At 66.6% G+C, this 19,977-nt stretch carries 15 protein-coding genes and 1 pseudogene; 3 read left to right on the top strand and 13 right to left on the bottom strand.

Annotation, left to right across the window (positions count from 1 at the left end; translation table 11 throughout):
• Window positions 1-23 precede the first annotated feature (23 nt).
• The 6 genes from AC10V3_RS32145 to AC10V3_RS32120 form a co-directional block, all read right to left on the bottom strand.
• A complete protein-coding gene (locus AC10V3_RS32145; RefSeq protein WP_022539445.1) occupies window positions 24-1,670 on the bottom strand; it encodes a trimethylamine N-oxide permease in 1,647 nt (548 codons plus the stop codon).
• Window positions 1,671-2,013: 343 nt separating this feature from the next.
• On the bottom strand, window positions 2,014-2,316 hold the full coding sequence (locus AC10V3_RS32140; protein ID WP_022539444.1) for a CBU_0592 family membrane protein: 303 nt from the start codon (window positions 2,314-2,316) through the stop codon (window positions 2,014-2,016).
• Between the two features lie 39 nt (window positions 2,317-2,355).
• Window positions 2,356-3,246, bottom strand: coding sequence for a TorF family putative porin (locus AC10V3_RS32135; RefSeq protein WP_022539443.1), 891 nt, complete (start codon window positions 3,244-3,246; stop codon window positions 2,356-2,358).
• A 169-nt stretch (window positions 3,247-3,415) separates the two neighbouring features.
• Window positions 3,416-5,152 carry a choline dehydrogenase gene (gene betA, locus AC10V3_RS32130; protein ID WP_022539442.1) on the bottom strand — a complete coding sequence of 579 codons (1,737 nt, stop codon included), beginning with the start codon at window positions 5,150-5,152 and terminating at the stop codon, window positions 3,416-3,418.
• Between the two features lie 93 nt (window positions 5,153-5,245).
• Window positions 5,246-6,712 (bottom strand): aldehyde dehydrogenase family protein, encoded by a 1,467-nt coding sequence (locus tag AC10V3_RS32125; RefSeq protein ID WP_022539441.1) that lies wholly within the window; start codon window positions 6,710-6,712, stop codon window positions 5,246-5,248.
• Window positions 6,713-6,740: 28 nt separating this feature from the next.
• Entirely contained in the window at window positions 6,741-7,862 is a 1,122-nt protein-coding gene (locus AC10V3_RS32120; protein ID WP_022539440.1) for an aromatic ring-hydroxylating oxygenase subunit alpha, read from the bottom strand.
• Between the two features lie 237 nt (window positions 7,863-8,099).
• Between AC10V3_RS32120 and AC10V3_RS32115 the strand changes: the two genes are divergently transcribed.
• Together AC10V3_RS32115 and AC10V3_RS32110 are read left to right on the top strand one after the other, a co-directional pair.
• Entirely contained in the window at window positions 8,100-9,578 is a 1,479-nt protein-coding gene (locus tag AC10V3_RS32115) for a helix-turn-helix domain-containing protein (RefSeq protein WP_022539439.1), read from the top strand.
• Between the two features lie 186 nt (window positions 9,579-9,764).
• Complete coding sequence (locus AC10V3_RS32110; protein WP_022539438.1) at window positions 9,765-11,108, top strand: aspartate aminotransferase family protein; 1,344 nt, start codon at window positions 9,765-9,767, stop codon at window positions 11,106-11,108.
• A 16-nt stretch (window positions 11,109-11,124) separates the two neighbouring features.
• Here AC10V3_RS32110 and AC10V3_RS32105 read toward each other — a convergent pair whose 3' ends face one another.
• The 5 genes and pseudogenes from AC10V3_RS32105 to AC10V3_RS32085 form a co-directional block, all read right to left on the bottom strand.
• On the bottom strand, window positions 11,125-12,222 hold the full coding sequence (locus AC10V3_RS32105) for a methyl-accepting chemotaxis protein (RefSeq protein ID WP_022539437.1): 1,098 nt from the start codon (window positions 12,220-12,222) through the stop codon (window positions 11,125-11,127).
• A gap of 219 nt (window positions 12,223-12,441) precedes the next feature.
• The gene (locus AC10V3_RS32100) at window positions 12,442-13,197 is read right to left on the bottom strand and encodes an anaerobic ribonucleoside-triphosphate reductase activating protein (RefSeq protein WP_022539436.1); all 756 of its coding nucleotides are present in this window, start codon (window positions 13,195-13,197) and stop codon (window positions 12,442-12,444) included.
• Complete coding sequence (nrdD, locus tag AC10V3_RS32095; protein WP_022539435.1) at window positions 13,160-13,333, bottom strand: anaerobic ribonucleoside-triphosphate reductase; 174 nt, start codon at window positions 13,331-13,333, stop codon at window positions 13,160-13,162. Before nrdD ends, AC10V3_RS32100 begins: the two co-directional genes overlap by 38 nt.
• Before the next feature lie 50 nt (window positions 13,334-13,383).
• Window positions 13,384-15,054: pseudogene (locus tag AC10V3_RS32090) on the bottom strand (ribonucleoside triphosphate reductase); the annotation flags it as partial.
• 283 nt (window positions 15,055-15,337) lie between these two features.
• Window positions 15,338-15,961, bottom strand: a complete 624-nt coding sequence (locus AC10V3_RS32085) for a flavodoxin family protein (protein WP_022539433.1) — start codon at window positions 15,959-15,961, stop codon at window positions 15,338-15,340.
• Between the two features lie 321 nt (window positions 15,962-16,282).
• On the opposite strand from AC10V3_RS32085, the gene AC10V3_RS32080 reads away from it, so the two are divergent.
• The gene (locus AC10V3_RS32080) at window positions 16,283-18,469 is read left to right on the top strand and encodes a TonB-dependent receptor family protein (protein WP_041681841.1); all 2,187 of its coding nucleotides are present in this window, start codon (window positions 16,283-16,285) and stop codon (window positions 18,467-18,469) included.
• Between the two features lie 11 nt (window positions 18,470-18,480).
• Here the strand turns inward: AC10V3_RS32080 and AC10V3_RS32075 are convergent, their stop codons facing one another.
• Together AC10V3_RS32075 and AC10V3_RS32070 are read right to left on the bottom strand one after the other, a co-directional pair.
• On the bottom strand, window positions 18,481-18,906 hold the full coding sequence (locus tag AC10V3_RS32075; protein ID WP_022539431.1) for a universal stress protein: 426 nt from the start codon (window positions 18,904-18,906) through the stop codon (window positions 18,481-18,483).
• Between the two features lie 12 nt (window positions 18,907-18,918).
• Window positions 18,919-19,938, bottom strand: a complete 1,020-nt coding sequence (locus AC10V3_RS32070; RefSeq protein WP_022539430.1) for a TerC family protein — start codon at window positions 19,936-19,938, stop codon at window positions 18,919-18,921.
• Window positions 19,939-19,977: the final 39 nt, after the last annotated feature.

Here is a 19,977-nt window from a genome sequence, read left to right as displayed (position 1 = left end):
GGGCGCCGGCCTGCCGAAGGCCGTCAGGTGATCACCGTCAGCTTGGCAGCGATCCACACCACCAGGCCGCCGACGATCAGCGCCACGTAGGGCAGCACGCCGGCGCGGGCATTGGGCAGTTCCATGTCGCGTCGCATCGACTTGGGGAACCGGCCCTTGTCCTGGATGTAGTGGCGGTACACGAACACCGGCACGATCAGCAGCGCGGCGATCAGGCCGTTGCGCAGCGTGTTCTCGCCCTGGAAGTTGGCCCCGGCGCCGACGAAGGCCAGGTCGAAGAACCCGAAGAACGCGCCCAGTGCCAGCAGCCAGTTCTTGCACTTGTACGGGCGCGCCCAGTCCGGGCGGTCCATGCGGTGGATCCAGCCCGACTGCAGGTTCAGGAACACGAAGATCATATAGCAGACGTTGGAGATCGACAGCACCGCCATGTAGTTCGACATCAGCAGCAGGAACAGGTTGAACACCAGGTCCGTCCACATCGCGCGCGTCGGGGCGCCGTGCTCGTTGACGTGCGAGAGGTAGCGCGGCAGCCAGCCGTCGAGCGAGGCCTGGTACAGCGTGCGCGACGAGCCCATCATCGAGGTCATCACGATCAGCAGGATCGCGAGCACCAGCATCACCACGATCACGTTGAACACCACCGCACCGCCGCCGACGAAGCGCGCCATGGCCGCGCCCACGCCGGAGCCGTCGACGATGGACGGTTCCAGCATTCCCGTTAGCCCGAGCGAGCCCTGGAAGGCGATCGGCACCGCGATGAACATGAACAGGCACAGCACGCCGGACCAGAAGATCGCCTTGAAGGTGTCCTTCTGCGGGTCCTTGAACTCGCGGGTGTAGCAGACCGCGGTCTCGAAGCCGAAGGTCGACCAGCACGCCAGGAACATCGCGCCCATCGCGGTGCTGATGCCGGCGGCGTTCCAGCCACCCAGCACCGCGGCGCCCGAGGCATCGTGCGTCAGCGGCAGCAGCGGCAGGAAGCTGGTGGACGGCATGTCGCCGGTGAACATCGGCACCAGCGCGATCACCACCAGCGGCGTCAGCGAGGCGATGCCCAGGATGCGCTGCGTGGTGGCCGCGGCCGACGCGCCGCTGTGCTGCAGCTTGAAGGTGATCAGCAGGAAGGCCGTGGCCAGGATAAAGGTGGAGTTCACCCGCAGCGTCAGGCCTTTGCTGACGAAGCCCAGGTCCAGCAGCGTCAGTTGCCAAGTATTGATGACCGAATCGGGCGGGAACAGCGCGCTCAGCATATAGCCGGCGGCAAGACTGGTGCCCAGCGCCAGCATCGGCGACCAGGCCACCCAGTTGCACCACACCGATACCGGCGCGACGAACTTGCTGTAGCGCACCCAGCCGAGCGCGCCATACACCGAGGCGCCGCCGGACTTGTGCGGATACAGCCCCGAGATCTCGGCGTAGACGAAGCACTGCGCAAAGCCGACCAGGATGGCGATGATCCAGATCACCCACGCAGGGTTGCCAATGGTGGCGGATACGCCGCCGATGGTGAAGAGCACGCCCGCGGGCACGCCGCTGGTAACCCAGAAGGCATCCTTCCAGGTCAGCGTGCGCTGCAGTTCATGGGGTTGGGTTGATTGCGTCTGTTGCTGGGCAGGGGCGAGCGGCGCCTGCGCGCCGAGCGACAGCGCGTCTTTCTGTGAATACACGATTTGTCTCCTTGCTTCCCGGGGTGCCGTTTGTCTGGAGCGGGGCTCCGTCACGGTCTGCCGTCTGCGGTCTGGGTAGGTACTTGAGGGGTACTGCCTGCCGGTCGGTTACGACGGTCGGGAATGTCTGTCGGGGATTCTGGGGGCGTTTCTCATCCTTGTCTCCTGTTGTCATCCCGGGTTGCCACGCGGCCAATTACAGGTCTTGCGGCTTCCGGTTTGGCTGTAAATTCACTAATAGTGAATTAAGTTACTATTGGTGTTTAGAGTGAGTATAGGAGCGGCCCTGCGCCAAGGCAACGGAAGATTGATTGCGTTGCAAACAGCGCCGGCCGCCTCCCGGTTACTGCTGCACAGGCTGTCCCGGCCGCGGGCCGCCCAGCGTTTCCACCACCGGCCGTCCCGCCCGCCGGTTGCGCCACCACCCCACCAGTGTCAGCCCCAGCCAGAAGCACTGGGTGAGAAACGACGCCAGGTTGAAGGCGCCGGTCAGCGAAACCAGGATGCAGCTCGGCCCGATCACGTTGAGGACGACGGCCAACCTGCCGGTCGGGGATTTGTGCAGGACCTGCACGGCAAAATGCGCGGCAACGTAGGCGGCAACGCCGACAAGTCCGGTCGCGTCGGTAAGACCCAGGGAGGCCATGGTGGTATGAAGCGGTAAAACAGCGGTTGAGGATTGCCGTCAGAACGTCTTGGTCAGCGAGACCAGGAACGTGCTTTTCAGCGGGTTGGAAACGGAAGGGTTGCCGGACGAATCCAGCGCCCCGGTGGTGTAGTTGTCATAGACGTCGGTACGCCCCCAGCCGCGCGTATAGGCGCCGGTCAGCGTCCAGCCACCCTCGAAGGCCTTGGATACCGCCACGCGCACGTCGCGGAAGCTGTAGGCGGCAAAGTTGCGCACGCGCTCCTGGCCGTAGTGCAGCAGCAGCGAGACGCCGTGGCCGAGGTCGAAGGTGCCGTTGATGTCCAGGTAGCCCGAGCCGCGGCTGTGCAGGTCGTTGCCGCTCAGCAGCGAGGCGCTGTTATACCCGAAGTAGTCGCGGGTGTAGGTCAGCCAGTACTTGACGTTGAACCACTTGTAGGTCAGCGACGCGACCGCCTCGCCGTAGTTGTATTTGGTCTGTGCGTACTGCAGCTTCGCGCCCGGGTACAGGTAGTAATAGATCTGGCCGGCATAGACGAAATCGCCCACCGTGCCGGTGTAGCCCGCATACAGGTCCCATTCGACCGTGCCGCCCTCGATGAACTTGTCGCTGATGCTCGACATCCAGGTGCCGGCGGAGAAGCCGCTCGGATGGGCGTAGTCGATGCCGCCCTGCACAGCAGGCTTTCCCCAGGTCTGGCGGAAGCCGCGCGAGACGTACTGAGAGGTCAGGGTCATGTTGGCCGTCAGCGGCGACGGTGCGGCAGCCTCGGCCGGCGGTACGGTAGCAGTGACCTGCGGCACCGGCGCGACGGCCAGCGTGGTTGCAGCATCGTCGGTCGCCTGCGCCTGCGCGGCCAGCGCCTGGCACAGCATCAGGGGCAGGGCGCCTTGCAGGGCCCGTCTTGGAGCAAAGCATTTGCGCAGCATGGAAGTCTCCTCCTTGCAGCCGGTCTGGGTTTGTTATGGGAGCCGGCTATGTGGGGTGAGGACGCGACGCGTCAACCGGGCGCACGCTGCCCGCCGGGACGTTGGTCCCGGCAGCAGGTGTGCCGCAGTCAGGGATCTGGTAGGGAAACCCGGGCGCCGCGCCGCCGTGTCAGGCAGGCATCGGCATCGGCATTCGCGCGGCCGACGGCTGTTGCCCTGGCGCGTCCGCGAGCGTGGCGCTGCGCGCGGGTTTGGCCTTGTAGTAAGGCGCCGTCGAGCGTTGCAGTGGTGCCCGGCCGCGGATCACATCGGCCAGTTTCTCGGCCATCATGATCGTGGGCGCGTTCAGGTTGCCGGTGATGATCTTCGGCATGATCGAGGCATCGACCACGCGCAGGCCCGACAGCCCATGCACCCGGCCCTGGTTGTCCACCACGGCCATCGGGTCGGAGGCGTCGCCCATCTTGCAGGTGCAGGACGGGTGCAGCGCGGTCTCGGCGTGCTCGCGCACGAAGGCGTCGATCTCGGCATCGCTCTGGATCATCATGCCGGGCTTGATCTCGCGGCCGCGGAACTGGTCCATCGCCTGCTGGCCGATGATCTCGCGCGTCAGGCGCACCGCGGCACGGAACTCGCGCCAGTCGACGTCATGCGCCATGTAGTTGAACAGCAGGCGCGGCTTCGCGCGCGGATCGCGGCTGGCCAGCTTGACAAAGCCGGTGCTGGGCGAGCGCATCGAGCCGACATGGCACTGGAAGCCATGCGACTGCACCGGGTTGCTGCCGTCGTAGTTCATCGCCAGCGGGATGAAGTGGTACTGCAGGTTGGGCCAGGCGAAGTCATCGCTGCTGCGAATAAAGCCGCCCGCCTCGAAGTGGTTGGACGCGGCGATGCCGGTGCCGCGCAGGTACCACTCGATGCCGATGGCCGGCTTGTTCCACCACTTCAGCGCGGGATACAGCGAGACCGGCTTGGTGCATTCGTACTGCAGGTACATCTCGAGGTGGTCCTGCAGGTTTTCGCCGACGCCCTTCAGGTCTGCGACCGACTCGATGCAGAAGGCGCGCAGTTCGTCCGCATTGCCCACGCCCGAGCGCAGCAGCAGTTGCGGCGAGGCGATCGCGCCGTTGCTGACGATCACTTCGCGGCGTGCGCGGGCTTCGCGCACGTGGTCGCCCTGCATGTACGAGACACCGATGGCGCGCTGCCCCGAGAACAGGATGCGATTGGCCAGCGCACGCGTATGCACGGTGAGGTTCGGCCGGTCCTTGGCCTGGTCCAGGTAGGCGAGCGAGGTGCTGCAGCGGCGCCCGCGCGCGGTGGTGGTGCGGTCCATCGGGCCGAAGCCTTCCTGCCGGTAGCCGTTCAGGTCGTCGGTCTGGCCGTAGCCGGCCTGCTCGCCGGCCTGGATAAAGGCGCGGAACAGCGGGCTGATATCGGCCTTGGGCGTGGTCACGTGCAGCGGGCCGTTGCTGCCGTGGTAGTCGTTGGCGCCCTTGTCGTAGGTCTCCGCCTTGCGGAAGTAGGGCAGGCAGTCGGCGTAGCTCCAGTTCTCCAGCGACCGGTTTGCGGCCCAGCCGTCGTAGTCCATCGCGTTGCCGCGGATATAGACCATGCCGTTGATCAGCGACGAACCACCCAGCCCCTTGCCGCGGCCCTGCGTCATGCGGCGGTTGTTCATATGCGGCTCGGGCTCGGTCACATAGGCCCAGTTGTAGGTCGTGCCCTGCAGCGGATACGCCAGCGCGGCCGGCATCTGCGTGCGCCAGTCCAGGCGCCAGTCGGGGCCGCCGGCTTCCAGCAGCAGCACCGAGACATCGGCATCCTCGGTCAGCCGCGCGGCCAGCACGCAGCCGGCCGAGCCCGCGCCGACGATGATGTAGTCGTACTCATGGATTGCCTGCATGGTGCAATCTCCTTGTTTGCTTGACGCCGTGCGTGGCAGCCCGGGGGCGGGCAGGATTCCACTCGGCGCACGCGATTGCGAAGTCAGCTGCGCTCAGGCGCCAAACCAGCCCATCGCCTTGGGGGCCAGGTTGATATAGCTGTGCTTGAGTTCGGTGTACTCGTCCAGGCCGACGCGGGCCAGCTCGCGGCCGATGCCGCTCGCCTTGTAGCCGCCCCACGGCGCTTCCGGGAAGTACGGGTGGTAGTCGTTCACCCATACCGTGCCGAAGCGCAGGCCGCGCGACATCCGGTTGGCCTTGTCCAGGTCGCGGGTCCAGACCGCGCCGGCCAGGCCGTACGGGGTGTCGTTGGCTGCACGCAGCACTTCTTCCTCGGAGCGGAAGCGCTCGGCCGTGATCACCGGCCCGAAAATCTCTTCCTTCGCAATCTTCATCTCGGCAGTCACGTCGGCCAGCAGCGTCGGTTCCAGCCAGTAGCCCTTCTTGAACACGTCCCCCGTCGGCCGCTTGCCGCCATGGACCAGGCGTGCGCCCTCGGCAATGCCGGCCTGCACCATGCCCAAAATCTTCTCGTGCTGTTGCGCCGACTGCACCGGGCCCATCTGGGTCTCGGCATGGAAGCCGTTGCCGATCACGATGCGCGGCAGGCGCTCGGCCAGCCGGCTGATGAATGCATCATAGATGCTGTCTTCGATCATCAGGCGCGAGCCGGCGGAGCAGACCTGCCCGGCATGGAAGAACGCGGCGTTGAGCGCGTAATCGACCGCGGCATCCAGGTCGGCATCGGCAAAGACGATGTTGGGGTTTTTGCCGCCCAGCTCCAGGCCGATGCGCTTGAAGTTGCCGGTGGCGGCCTTCATGATGCTTTCGCCGGCATAGGCGCCGCCGGTGAAGGACACCAGGTCCACGTCCAGGCTTTCGGCCAGCTCGGCGCCGACTTCGGCGCCGGCGGTCACCAGGTTGAACACGCCCGGCGGCAGGTCCAGCTCGGCCACCAGTTGCGTGAAGTGGTGCGTGGTCAGCGGCGTCAGGTTGCTGGGCTTGATCACCACGGTATTGCCGGCGCCCAGCGCGGGCGCGATCTTCCACGCGGCCTGCAGCAGCGGGTAGTTCCACGGCGTGATCAGGCCGCACACGCCGACCGGCTCGCGCAGGGTGCGGCTGATCACATGGTGCGGCGCTTCGTTGACGGCGCCCGACTCGGATGCGACCAGCCCCGCGAAGTAGCGGAAGGTTGCGGCGATATCGCCCATGTCGGTGCGGCTCTCGGTCAGCGTCTTGCCGGTGTTGAGCGACTCCAGGTGGGCGAGCTTCTCGGCATCGCGGTCGATCAGTTCGGCGATCTTGTTCAGCAGTCTGGCGCGATCACGGATCGTCGTCTGGCGCCAGGGACCGTCGAAGGCCTTGCGCGCAGCGGCGATGGCCAGGCGCGCATCGGCGCGGGTGGCTTCGGCGGCCTGCGCGATCACGGACTCGTCGGCCGGGCTCAGGATGGCGCGCGTGCCGTGGTCGATGGGCGACTGCCACTGGCCGTCGATATAGAGCTGGGTCTGGATCATTGCTGCGGTTCCGGTTCAGTTGTTCGTTTCAGGCGGCCAGGGCGTCGAGCACCATCTGCTGGAAGTGCTGCACGCCGTGCTCGCCGATGGCGGAGGTTTTGTCGTCGGTGACCAGCAGCGGGCCCTGCCCGTTGCGGTAGCCGCGCGACTTCAGGCCGCGCTGCACCGATTCGACGATGCTCAGATCTTCCGGCTTGAGGACGTTCTTGTAGTACTCGATCAGCTGCTCCTGCTCGGCCGTGGGCGTGCTGTCGCGGAAGTAGAACTCGAAGTGCTGGATGGTGGTGTCGGCATCCACCGGGAACATATAGAACACGCCGTAGTTGCCGTCGCCCGGCAGCACGTTCAGCGTGACGTTGGGCCACAGCCAGTAGGCAGCGAAGTCGGTGTTGGGGGCGTCGCTGTCATAGGTGAAGGCATCGCTGCCCGAGCGGGTCTGGCCGACCTGGCTGGTGAAGAGGCCGCGCACTTCGTGCTTGTAGGTCTCCATCCTGATTGACTCGACCAGCGCCGGGTGCGCGGTCTGGCAGTGCAGGCACTCCAGGTAGTTGTCGACCACCACCTTCCAGTTGGCCTTCATCTCGTAGGTGAGCTTGTGCGCCGGCACCAGCTTGTCGACATCCGGGCAGCGCGCGCGGATCTCGTCGTTGAGGCTGCCCGCCAGCTCGGCCAGCGGCTTGGCGTCCATGTCCAGGTTGACGAAGACCAGGCCGCAGAACTCCTCCACGCGCACCGGCGTCAGGCCGGCGTTGTCCTTGCAGAAGCCCGGCACGTTCTCGGCGTTGCGCACATGGATCAGCTTGCCGTCCAGGCCGAACGACCAGGCGTGGTACGGGCAGGTGATGACGTTCCTGGCCTTGCCGGCGCCGTCGGCGAACAGCTCGTGGGCGCGGTGCGGGCAGACGTTGTAGAACGCGCGCAGCACGCCGTCGCGGCCGCGCACCACGAACACGTTCTCGCCGGCCACCTTCACCGTGGCGTACTGGTTGTTCTCGGCCACCTGGCTCTTGTGCATCACGCACACCCAGCTGCGCGCGAAGATCGTCTTCTTTTCCTGCTCGAAGACTTCCTGAGAGGTGTAGTAGTGGGCCGGCAGCGTGTAAGCCAGCGGGGCGGCGGTGCCGCAGACGGGGGCGGTGGTCTCTTGCATGGGGATTGTCTCCTCGTTTGTCTCGGTGCTTTGGCGATTCACTATTAGTAAATTAAATTACTATTGGTGATGTGAGTGAAGTCTAGTGAGGAGCAAGGTGGCCCTGCAATATCAAAAAATCGATGAGATCCGGTGTGCTGATTGTTCGACGCTATCAATTCGCGCGTTTTGCGGTGATGGTGTAAGGTTCGAGTTACTCAATTCACCATCGGTTGAAAAAAAGTGGAGGGGATGCCCATGACCGAAGACACTTTTGCCACGCGCCTGAAAGGGGTGCTGGAAGGCAAAAGGATCATGCTCAAGCAGGTGGCCGAGGCGCTGTCGGTATCGCCGTCGGCGGTGCACAAGTGGACCCGCGGCGGCGAGATCGAGTACGAGCGCCTGCTGGCGCTGGCGCGCTTCCTGGGCGTCAACTGGCTGTGGCTGCGCTACGGCGAGCAGGCCATCGCCGACCTGGAGGCGAGCACGGCCTCCGATCCGCACATCAAGGAACTGCGCCAGAAGCACCTGGCCGAGATCATGGAAAGCGAGGCGCGCATGAAGTTCGCGCAGGAGGTCTCGGGCATCGTCACGTGGGAATGGAACGTGCTGACCGACGGCCTCATGTACTCGTCCAACGACGTCACGCTGTTCGGCCGCCATATCCGCAACATGGACGACTTCTGGGCCTGCGTGCATCCGGCCGACGTGCCGCGCCTGAAGGAAGTGCTGGAGCGCACGCTGCGCGCGCAGGAAATGCACGAGTGGGAATTCCGCGTGGTGTACGAGGACTCCACGCGCTGGATCTCGTCGCGGGCCACGCTGGTGCGCGACTTCGACCAGCGCCCGGTGAAGATGATCGGCGTCAGCCTCGATATCACCGAGCGCCGCCGCGCCGAGGCTGCGCTGCGCCAGAACGAGGCGCTGCTCGCCAAGGCGCAGGAGATCGCGCACCTGGGCGGCTGGTACTGGAACATCCAGAACGACGACTGCGCCTGGACCGACGAGGCCTACCGCATCTTCGGCTGGGCGCCGCAGGCGTTCAAGGTGACCATGGACCGCTACCTGTCATCGATCGTCGAGGCAGACCGCCCGCGCGTGCAGGCCGCCATCCGCGCCGCCATCGTCGACAAGGCGCCGTACCGCGTCGACTACCGCATCACGCTGCCCGACGGCAGCCACCGCGATATCCACGAGGAAGGCGAGGTCACGCTGGACGAGCACGGCAACGCGCTGACCATGGTGGGCGCCTCGCAGGACGTCACCGACCAGAAGCGCGTCGAGGACGCGCACCGCGACAGCGAGGAGCGCTTCCGCGCGACCTTCGAGCAGGCAGCGGTGGGCATTGCGCACGTCGACCTGAACGGCCACTGGCTGCGCGCCAACCGCAAGCTGTGCGAGATCCTCGGCTATGACAACGCCGCGCTGTCGCAACGCACCTTCCAGGAGCTGACGGTCGCGGAAGACCTGGACGAGAACCTGGCCCTGTACCAGCGCCTGCTGGACGGCGAGGTGGAGACCTATACGCTGAAGAAGCGCTTTATCCGGCCCGATGGCTCGACGGTGTGGACCAAGGTGACGACGTCGCTGAGCCGGCGGCCTGGGGATGGCGAGCCGGGGTACCTGATTGCGATTGTGGAGGCGCTGGACGACGGCGTGCCGCAGGGTGAGGCGGCATCCGGCTCAACGCGGGCGCCTCGGCGGCGGGCGGCGGACAAGTCGCGCCAGGCGGTGTGAAGCGGGGTCCTTGTCGGTCAGGTGATGCGTCTGAAACAATTGTTTCTCGTAGTTCTCTGTGAGCCGGATTGTGGGGTGTTGCACGGATTGGGCGGCATAGTGGGTGCGGGAAAATAAGCATGAAACAATTGTTGCGCAGCTGGCCGGCTCGTACTTATACTGCGAGGACACCGCCTCCACACCACCATGACCCACGTATTCCATCGCAATCCGCGCCAGAAGCTGCCCGTTGCCGTCGCCGGGCAGGGGATCGAACTGATCGACAGCGAAGGCCGCCGCTATCTCGACGCCTCGGGCGGCGCGGCCGTCTCTTGCCTGGGCCACGCCCATCCGCGCGTGATCGCGGCGATCAAGGCGCAGCTCGACACCATCGCCTACGCGCACACCTCGTTCTTCACCACCGAGGTGTCGGAGACGCTGGCCGACACGCTCGCGCAGGCCGCGCCGGGCGACCTGGACCATGTCTATTTCGTCTCGGGCGGCTCCGAGGCGGTGGAGTCGGCGCTGAAGCTGGCGCGCCAGTACTTTGTCGAGCTGGGGCAGCCCAGCCGCCGCCACTTCATCGCGCGCCGGCAGAGCTATCACGGCAATACCCTGGGCGCGCTGGCAATCGGCGGCAATGCGTGGCGGCGCGAGCCGTTCCTGCCGCTGCTGGTGCCGGCGCACCACGTATCGCCGTGCTACGCCTATCGTGACCAGCAGGCCGGCGAAACCGATTCGCAGTACGCCCAGCGCCTGGCGGATGAACTGGAAGCGAAGATCCTGGAACTGGGGCCGGACACCGTGGCCGCCTTCGTCGCCGAGACGGTGGTGGGCGCCACGGCCGGCGCGGTGCCCCCGGTGGGCGACTACCTCAAGCGCATCCGCGCCGTGTGCGACAAGTACGGCGTGCTGCTGATCCTGGACGAAGTGATGTCAGGCATGGGCCGCACCGGCTACCTGTTCGCGTGCGAAGAGGATGGCGTGGTGCCCGATATCGTCACCATCGCCAAGGGCCTGGGCGCGGGTTACCAGCCGATCGGCGCGATGCTGTCGACGCGTCGCATCTACGACACCATCGTCGGCGGCAGCGGCTTTTTCCAGCACGGCCATACCTATATCGGCCATGCCACGGCATGCGCCGCAGCGCTGGCGGTGCAGCGGACGATCGCTGAAGACAACTTGCTGGCCAACGTGCAGGCACGCGGCGAACAACTGCGCGCGCGGCTGCGCGAAGCGTTGGGCGAGCACCCCAACCTGGGCGATATCCGTGGGCGGGGCTTGTTCGTCGGTGTGGAGTTCGTGGCCGACCGCGGCAGCAAGGCCACCCTCGATCCCGCGCTGAAGACGCATGCGCAGCTGAAGTCGGCCGCGATGCAGAACGGGTTGCTGGTCTATCCGATGGGCGGCACGGTGGATGGCGTGCACGGCGACCACGTGCTGTTCGCGCCGCCGTTTATCTGCACGCCGCAGGATATCGACAGCATTGTCGAGCGCTTTGCCGCCGCGGTGCGGGCGGTGCTGCCGGCCGCGGCGACCGCCACGGCCTGACATGGAAGGACGCCGTTCAGGCGTCCAGCTTGAACTCGCCGACCACCTGCTGCAGCTCGGTGGCCTGTCCAGCCAGCGCGCTCGAGGCGCTGGCCGCCTGCTCGACCAGCGCGGCGTTCTGTTGCGTCACGGCGTCCATCTGCGCCACCGCCTCATTGACCTGCGCGATGCCGGCGCTCTGCTGCTCCGACGCCGCGGTGATCTCGCCCAGCAGCGTGGTCACGCGGCCCACCGACTGCACGATCTCGTGCATGGTCTCGCCGGCCTGGCCTACCAGCGCCGAACCGCTGTCCACCTGCTGCACGGAGGCGTCGATCAGCTGCTTGATCTCCTTGGCCGCCGCCGCGCTGCGTTGCGCCAGTGTGCGCACCTCGCCGGCCACCACGGCGAAGCCGCGGCCCTGCTCGCCGGCGCGGGCGGCTTCCACCGCCGCGTTCAGCGCCAGGATATTGGTCTGGAAGGCAATGCCTTCGATCACCTCGATGATGTCGGTCACCTTGCGCGAGCTGGCGCTGATCGCGGACATGGTCTGCACCACGTTGCCGACCACCTCGCCGCCGCGCGCGGCGATGCCGGATGCGGTTTCCGCCAGGCCGTTGGCGGCGCGCGCGCGTTCGGTGTTCTGGCGCACCATCGCCGTCAGCTCGCTCATGCTCGACGCAGTCTGCTGCAGCGACGCGGCCTGTTCCTCGGTGCGCTGCGAAAGGTCAGTATTGCCGGCGGCGATCTGGTGCGAGGCTGCGCCGATCGAATCGGTGGCGGCCTTGATGCGCGTCACCAGGCCGGTGAGCATGTCTTCCATCTCGCCCAGCCCGCCCAGCAGCCGGCCGAATTCGCCGCCACGCTCGGTCTCGAATTCCTGGCTCAGGTCGCCGGCGGCCACGGTTTCGGCGATATAGACCGCCTCAGACAGCGGCGCCTCGATGCTCCGCGCCAGCCACCAGGTGCCGGCGACGGCCAGGCCCAGCCCTGCGGCGCCCAGTGAGATCAGCAGGTTGCGCGCGTCGGTGGCGCCCTGCATGCGCGGCAATGCCACCGCAATCCCGATCGCCATCAGCGACCACATGGCGCCAAATGCCGCGCCCAGGCGTATGCGAATCCCCAAATTCTGCATGTTGCTACCGTCCCCCCTTAAAGTGCAGACGCCGGCGCGCCCGCGCCGGCGTTTCCCGCTAACCCGCGCCATCTGCCTGTCTCGCGATTTTTCGCTGGTCAACGTTTGCTTAACGGCGGCGGCGGGCGGGGCCTTTAGGGTTTGCTTACCCTGCTTTGGGAGGGGGCGCCCCGGGCTGCGGGATTTCGTCGCGGAGCGGACGGCGGCGCTGGCCGCGCTTCAGGCTTCGCGATAGGCGAACGTCTCGAACCACGACGCCAGCGCGTCCCTTGCTGGTGCGCTGAGGGTTGCGTCCGGCACTGCCACCGTGCCCGCGCGGCATGCCTGCACGGCGTAGTGCCGCACGCCTTGCTCCGCAAGCGTGCGCGCCAGCGTCATCAGGCGGGCTTCGCTGAGCCAGGCCGGATCCCAGGTCGTGCGGCATTCAAACGGACAGGACGCGCGCAGCAGCAGCGCAAGGCTTGCCTGCACGCTTTGGTAGCCGCCGGGCCGGCCCACCAGTGCGTCATGGCTGTCGGCGTCGGCCTTGATGTCGAGTCCGACCCAGTCCAGTGCAGGCAAGACTGCCGCCAGCCGGTCAGGGTAGATGCCCGCGGTGTGCAAGGCCACCTTGAAGCCGAGCGCTTTCACGGTGTTCACGAGCGCCGGCAGTTGCGCTTCGCTGAGCGGCTCGCCGCCGGAGACCACCACGCCGTCCAGCAGCCCTGCGCGGGTCGCAAGCCAGTCGGCTACGGCCGGCCAGGCGTAGGCCGCATGGCGTCGCTGCAAGTGGGCGTTATGGCAATATCCGCAGCGCCACGGGCAGCCGGCGATAAACAGCACCGCCGCCAGCTTGCCCGGCCAGTCGACGCTGGAAAACGGCACCAGCCCTGCCAGCGCCGGCCCGCCGCGCAGCGCCTGCGCCGCCGCAGGCGGGGCGGCGCAGGGGAGCGGTCCGTCAATGGGTCTGGGATTCTGTAAAGAAGCGCCGCTCATGGAATTCGCCCTGCTTGCCGGTGTTGAAGGAGGAGACCGGCCGGTGGTAGCCCATCACCCGTGTCCAGACTTCGCAGCGCGTGCGCAGTGCGGGATCGAGGGCCGGCGTGGCCGGTTGGTGCAGGTCTGTGTTCATGTGAGCTCCTTTTCAAGTTGGGTTTGCGGCGCGTCGGCCGCGGCGTGGGTGCGTGCCAGCAGGTCGGCATCGCATTTGGGACAGAACTCGTGGTGCCCGCTCAGGTAACCGTGCGTCGGGCAGATCGAGAAGGTCGGCGTGACGGTGATATACGGCACGCGGAAGCGCGACAGCGATCGCTGCACCAGTGCCTTGCAGGCCTGCGCGCTGGAGATGGCCTCGTTCATGTACAGGTGCAGCACGGTGCCGCCGGTGTACTTGCCCTGCAGCGGCTCCTGCATCGCCAGCGCGGTGAACGGGTCGTCCGTATAGCCCACCGGCAACTGGCTGGAATTGGTGTAGTACGGATGCTCCGGCGTGCCGGCCTGCAGGATGTCGGGCCAGCGCTTGCGGTCCTCGCGCGCGAAGCGGTAGGTGGTGCCTTCCGCCGGTGTGGCTTCCAGGTTGTAGAGGTGGCCGGTCTCTTCCTGGAAGGCGGTGATGCGCGCGCGCACGTGGTCCAGCAATCGGATCGCCATCGCATGGCCGCGGGGCGAGGTGATGTCGTCCGCGTCGCCGGAGAAGTTGCGGATCATCTCGTTGATGCCGTTCACGCCCAGCGTGCTGAAGTGGTTGCGCAGCGTGCCCAGGTAGCGCCGCGTGTAGGGGTAGAGCCCCTCGTCGATGTAGTGCTGCACCACGCGACGCTTTTCTTCGAGCACGTCGCGGCCCAGTGCGAGCAGGCGGTCGAGCGCTTGCAGCAATGCAGCTTCGTCGCCGTGATGGAGGTAGCCCAGCCGCGCGCAGTTGATGGTGACCACGCCCACCGAGCCGGTCTGCTCGGCCGAGCCGAACAGGCCGTTGCCGCGCTTGAGCAGCTCGCGCAGGTCCAGTTGCAGGCGGCAGCACATGGAGCGGACCATATGCGGCTCCAGGTCGGAATTGACGAAGTTCTGGAAGTAGGGGAGCCCGTAGCGCGCCGTCATCTCGAACAGCGGTTCGGCGTTGGGATGGTCCCAGTCGAAGTCCGGCGTGATGTTGTAGGTCGGGATCGGGAAGGTGAAGGCCCGGCCGCGCGCGTCGCCCTGCATCATCACTTCGATGTAGGCGCGGTTGATCGTGTCCATCTCGGGCTGGAGGTCGCCATAGGTGAACGGCATCTCTTCACCGGCGATATACGGCACCTGGCCGGCCAGGTCCTGCGGGCAGGTCCAGTCGAAGGTGAGATTGGTGAACGGCGTCTGCGTGCCCCAGCGGCTCGGCACATTCAGGTTGAAGACCAGCTCCTGCATGGCCTGCCGCACCGTGCGGTAGTCCATGCGGTCGCGGCGCACGAACGGCGCCATATAGGTATCGAAGCTGGAGAAAGCCTGAGCGCCCGCCCATTCGTTCTGCAGCGTGCCGAGGAAGTTGACGATCTGCCCGACTGCGGCCGACATATGCTTGGGCGGGTTGGCCTCGACCTTGCCCGGCACGCCGTTGAAGCCCTCCGTCAGCAACTGGCGCAGCGACCAGCCGGCGCAGTAGCCGGACAGCATGTCGAGGTCGTGGATATGCAGGTCGCCGTCGCGATGCGCGCGCGCCGCCTCGGGGCTGAAGATATGCGACAGCCAGTAATTGGCCGTGACCTTGCCCGCGACGTTAAGGATCAGGCCGCCGAGACTGTAGCCCTGGTTGGCATTGGCGCGCACGCGCCAGTCGCGCTGCGCCAGGTATTCCTCCATGGCGTTGCCCACGTCTACCTGGTCGCCCTTGCCGGGCCGCTGAAGATCGCTCATGGTTCCCCTTATCTAGTGTGTGCGTGGCAGGTTAGCACTAGATATAGTAGTGCTGAGCGATCGGCGGCCGGGGTTTGCCTGCCGCTTGATGGCCATCAAGCGGGCGTGGCGGGAGGGTTTGCGCGAGTGCCGGACTTGCGCGCGGGCAAATCCATGTCGGCAGCCGGGGAACGTTGGATGGAGGGCGGGCCCCGGAATGACAATCGGCCCCCAGGGGGCCGATCGCGTGAAACAACGCTGCCGGGGATCAGGCGGCTTGCTTCAGCGTCGCCAGCGCGCGGCGGCCTACGGCTAGTTGCTGCGCGACTTCCGCCACGCGTGCGCCGAGGTGTTCGGCGGTGCGCAGGTCGGCCAGCGGCGGCACCACGTCGGCGCTTTCATCCGCGTTGGATTGCGCGGCAGCGCCCAGGAAGAAGCCGTGGCGGTTCAGCGTGTCTTCGGTCGACTTGGAGTTGTTGTGGCCCGGGGGCAGGCCCAGGTTGACCCAGTGCATGCCGTGCTGCGCGGCGAAGATCGCCATCTGCTGCAGCGTGGCCAGCTTGTCGCCCGAACGCGAGGCCGCGTTGGTGAAACCCGCTGCCACCTTGTTGGCCCACTTGCCGCCCTTGGCAAAGACATTGCGCGAGGTGGCGTCCATGAATCCCTTGAACTGCGCCGAGGCACTGCCCATGTAGGTCGGTGCGCCGAAGATGATGGCGTCGACCTGTTCCAGCGTGTCCCAGTGCTGGTCGATGTCTTCCACCGGGATCAGCAGGCTTTCGGCGCCTGCGACGCTGCCGGCGCCGCGTGAGACGGCCTGGGCTTGCCTGGCGGTATGGCCATAGCCGCTGTGGTAGACGATGGCGACGCGGGTGAGTTCGGTGGTGGTCATGGTGTCGGGTCCCTGATAGTTTCGGAAATCTGAATACCGTGATGCTGCAACTGCGTGATGGATTGGTGCGGTTGCGGCGGGTGGTGAATGCAGTGTAGGGAGCGGAGAGGGCGGTTGCGTGGACATTCCTGCAACCAGTCATTGAATTTTTTTGAATATCGCCCAGCCTGGTGATGGCATCGCTCCGCCCGCGGGTTTTCCCCGCAATGCCGCACGTGGTAATGACGGTTCGGACACGTTAAAGTTGCGACACATCCACCTGTGGCCGGCGCCCCAGAGGTGCTCACGTGCTGCGCCAGCTTCACAACCGCTTCCCCACCCATGAGACCAGCCGGCACGCAGCGTTTGGCGGTCAGGCAGCACTACCGTCTCCTTATCCCGAGCCCTGCCCGGCATGCGCTGGCGCTCGCCGTGCTGGCGCTGGCCGGCGCGGGCGCGCATGCCGCGGATGCGCCTGGTACGGAAGCGGCCGTTGCCACCGCCGAGACCCTGCCCGATGTGGTGGTCAGCGCCACCCGCAGCGAACAGCGCCGGTTCGATGCGCCGGCCGCGGTCGACAGCGTGCCGGTCGATCCGCTGCGCAGCGCCACGCCGCTGGTCAACCTGTCCGAGGTGCTGGCCGGCGTGCCAGGTGTGGCGGTGCGCGACCGGCAGAACTACTCGCAGGACCTGCAACTGGCGGTGCGCGGCTTCGGCACGCGTTCGACCTTTGGCGTGCGCGGCGTGCGGCTGTATGTCGATGGCATTCCCGCCACCATGCCCGACGGGCAGGGCCAGGCTTCCACGGCGGATCTCGCCAACGCCAGCCGGGTGGAGGTGCTGCGCGGTCCGTTCGCGCAGATGTACGGCAACGCCTCGGGTGGCGTGGTGCAGGTGTTCACGCCGGATCCTCCCAAGGATGGCTTCACCGGCCGCGTGTCGACCGGCTTCGGCTCGGATGGCCAGTGGCAGGCCGGCGTGGCGCTGGCCGGCGGCAACGAGCGGCTCGGCGGCACGCTCGATGCCTGGACTTACCAGACCGACGGCTACCGCGACCACAGCGCGGCGCGCCGGTACCAGCTCAATGCCAAGGTCGTGGCGCAGCCCGCCAGCGGCACGCGCGTGACGGGACAGTTCAACTACTTCAACCAGCCGCTGGCGCAGGACCCGCTCGGCCTGACGCGCGCGCAGGCCGATGCCAACCCGCGCCAGGCGGTGCCCGCCGCGACCCAGTTCGACACCGGCAAGAACGTCGAGCAGGCCCAGGCCGGCGTGGTGGTGGACCACCAGCTCACCGGGACCGACAGCCTGTCCGCGCGCCTCTACGGCGGCACGCGCAACCTGTACCAGCGGCTGGGCTTCAGCGGCGCCGCGCCAAACTCGGCCGGCGGCATCGTCGACCTCGACCGCACCTACGGCGGCGCAGCGCTGTCATGGAGCCGGCGCACCACCGCCAACGGCCTGCCGCTGCTGTGGAGCGCGGGCCTGGAAGCCAACGGCATGCGCGACGGCCGCAACGGCTACGTCAACCAGGACGGCACGCAGGGCCCGTTGCGCCGCGATGAAACCGATACCGCGACCGACCTCGGCGCCTTCGCGCAATTCGACTGGACCTTCCATCCGGCGTGGCAACTGGTGGGTGGCGTGCGCGCCAGCCGGGTGCGGCTGGGCATCGACGATCATTTCATCACCGCGGCCAGTCCCGACGACAGCGGCAGTTCAACCTACAGCAATGTCAGCCCGGTGCTAGGACTGGTGTGGCACGCGCTGGACTCGCTCAATATCTACGCCAACCTCGGGCGCGGTTTCGAAACGCCGACGCTGACCGAGGTCGCGTACGGTCCCGGCGGTGTCGGCAGCAACCTCGGCCTGCAGGCATCGACCAGCCGCCAGGGCGAGATCGGCATCAAGTGGCAGGCGGCGGGGCAGCGACTGGAGGCGGCGCTGTTCGATGCCGACAGCCATGACGAAGTGGTGCCGCTATCGAACAATGCCGGCCGCACCGTCTACCAGAACGTCAGCGGCGTGCACCGGCGCGGCTTCGAACTGGGCTGGCGCGGCGGCTTTCTCGGGCAGGTGGGGACACCGGGGCAGGGCGGCGGCAGCCGCATCGAGGCGGGCCTCGCCTATACCTGGCTCGACGCCTACTTCGGCGACAGCTTTTTCAACGCGCAGGGCCAGACCGTGGCTGCCGGCAACCGCCTGCCTGGCACCGCGCGCCACAGCCTGAGCGCAGACCTGTCATGGCGGCCGCTGGCCCCGCTGACGCTGGGCGCCGAGATGCGTGTCGACAGCCGCGTCTATGCCGACGACCTCAACACGCAGGCCGCGCCCGGCTACGCCGTGTTCAACCTACGCGCGGGCTATGAATTCCGCATCGGGCCGACGCGGCTCTATGTCTTCGGCCGCATCGACAACATCACCGACCGGCGCTACATCGGCTCGGTGATCGTCAACGAGGCCAACGGGCGGTATTTCGAACCCGCGCCCGGGCGGCGCTTCTTTGTGGGCCTGCGCGCCGCCCTCTGAGCCGCGCTGCACTAATTCTTGACCAGCAGCACCGGGCAGTGCGCATGGGCAAGGACTCGCCTGGCTACCGAGCCGACGATGGCATCGAGAAAGCCGCCGCGGCCATGCGAACCCATCACGATCAGGTTGGCGCCGATGCTGCCCGCATACTCGACGATGCGGGTCGGCGCGAAGCCGGTGAAGCCATGGCGCTCGAACGGGATACCGGCTGCGCCCAGGATGCTGGCCACCGACTGCATCGCCTTGTCGTTCTGTTCGCGATGCCAGGCGTCGAGGGTGGCCCGGTCGATGAAGGTCTTGATATCGCCGGGCACATCCGGTTCGCAGTGCACCACGTGCACGACGAAATCGCGGGTGAGCAGCGGACTTTCTACCAGGTAGCGGGCAGCCGCATCGCTATAGGCCGATCCGTCGGTCGCAAGCAGGATCTTGTTCATGGCAATTGCTCCTCATGTGCGCCGGTTCCCGGCCCTGCGCTCGCGCGATGCGCAGTGGCCACCCAGTTCGTCCCCCGCGTGCGCAAGTGCGTGCCTGGCCCTGACCCGGCTGATCAGGACGGACACCAGCAACGTCGCGGCGACGGCGCCGAGAGACCAGTGCACCGGCACATGGAACCACGGCTCAGCCAGCATCTTCGCGCCGATAAAGGCAAGCACGATTGCCAGGCCGTACTTCAGGTAGTGGAAATGCTGCGCCATGTTGGCCAGCAGGAAGTACAGCGCCCGCAGCCCCATGATCGCGAAGATGTTCGAAGTAAAAACGATGAAGGGGTCGGTCGTGACGGCGAAGATGGCCGGGATACTGTCGACGGCGAACACCAGGTCGGTCGCCTCGACCAGCAGCACCACCAGGAACATCGGCGTCGCGTAGCGCAGGCCGTCCAGGCGCACGAAGAAACGCTCGCCGTGATAGTCCGGGGTGATTCGCATATGCGCGCCCAAGAAGCGAACGATGGGATTGCGCGAGAGATCCGGGGCACGCCTGGAGACGAACAGCATCTTGATGCCGGTGAACAGCAGGAACACGCCGAACACATAGAGGATCCACGAGAATTCGCTGATCAGCCACACGCCGAGCAGGATCATGACAGCGCGCATCACGATCGCGCCGACCACGCCGAACAGCAACACCCTGCGCTGCAACTCCGGCGGCACCGCGAAATAGCCGAAGATCATCGCGAACACGAACATATTGTCGACCGACAGCGACAGCTCGATCAGGTAGCCGGTATAGAACTCCAGCACCTTGCGATTCGCGGCCTCGCGTCCGGCGCTCTCGGCCAGCAGCCACCAGAGTGCGATGCCGAAGAGCACGGCCAGGGTCGACCAGGCCAGGGTCCAGCCCAGGGCCTCACGTGTCGAAACGCGGTGCGCGTGCCGGCCGCCAAGGACGAACACGTCCACGACCAGCGTTCCCAGCACCAGGATCAGGAAGCCGACCCACATCGGCGCGGTGGCAAAGGTATCCATGCCGCTAGTTTCCTGCTTCGTCAGCAGATGTCATGGCGA

It is taken from the genome of Cupriavidus sp. PB-02 (assembly GCF_058252315.1).
This window is presented reverse-complemented; position numbering and strand designations above follow the sequence as displayed.

Excerpts from the sequence above, each read along its gene's own strand:
- betA (WP_022539442.1), bottom strand. The coding sequence starts at position 5,152 with ATGCAGGCAATCCATGAGTACGACTACATCATCGTCGGCGCGGGCTCG.
- AC10V3_RS32085 (WP_022539433.1), bottom strand. The coding sequence starts at position 15,961 with ATGACCACCACCGAACTCACCCGCGTCGCCATCGTCTACCACAGCGGC.
- AC10V3_RS32075 (WP_022539431.1), bottom strand. The coding sequence starts at position 18,906 with ATGAACAAGATCCTGCTTGCGACCGACGGATCGGCCTATAGCGATGCG.
- AC10V3_RS32140 (WP_022539444.1), bottom strand. The coding sequence starts at position 2,316 with ATGGCCTCCCTGGGTCTTACCGACGCGACCGGACTTGTCGGCGTTGCC.
- AC10V3_RS32135 (WP_022539443.1), bottom strand. The coding sequence starts at position 3,246 with ATGCTGCGCAAATGCTTTGCTCCAAGACGGGCCCTGCAAGGCGCCCTG.
- AC10V3_RS32080 (WP_041681841.1), top strand. The coding sequence starts at position 16,283 with ATGAGACCAGCCGGCACGCAGCGTTTGGCGGTCAGGCAGCACTACCGT.
- AC10V3_RS32110 (WP_022539438.1), top strand. The coding sequence starts at position 9,765 with ATGACCCACGTATTCCATCGCAATCCGCGCCAGAAGCTGCCCGTTGCC.
- AC10V3_RS32125 (WP_022539441.1), bottom strand. The coding sequence starts at position 6,712 with ATGATCCAGACCCAGCTCTATATCGACGGCCAGTGGCAGTCGCCCATC.
- AC10V3_RS32070 (WP_022539430.1), bottom strand. The coding sequence starts at position 19,938 with ATGGATACCTTTGCCACCGCGCCGATGTGGGTCGGCTTCCTGATCCTG.
- AC10V3_RS32120 (WP_022539440.1), bottom strand. The coding sequence starts at position 7,862 with ATGCAAGAGACCACCGCCCCCGTCTGCGGCACCGCCGCCCCGCTGGCT.
- AC10V3_RS32105 (WP_022539437.1), bottom strand. The coding sequence starts at position 12,222 with ATGCAGAATTTGGGGATTCGCATACGCCTGGGCGCGGCATTTGGCGCC.
- AC10V3_RS32115 (WP_022539439.1), top strand. The coding sequence starts at position 8,100 with ATGACCGAAGACACTTTTGCCACGCGCCTGAAAGGGGTGCTGGAAGGC.
- nrdD (WP_022539435.1), bottom strand. The coding sequence starts at position 13,333 with ATGAACACAGACCTGCACCAACCGGCCACGCCGGCCCTCGATCCCGCA.
- AC10V3_RS32100 (WP_022539436.1), bottom strand. The coding sequence starts at position 13,197 with ATGAGCGGCGCTTCTTTACAGAATCCCAGACCCATTGACGGACCGCTC.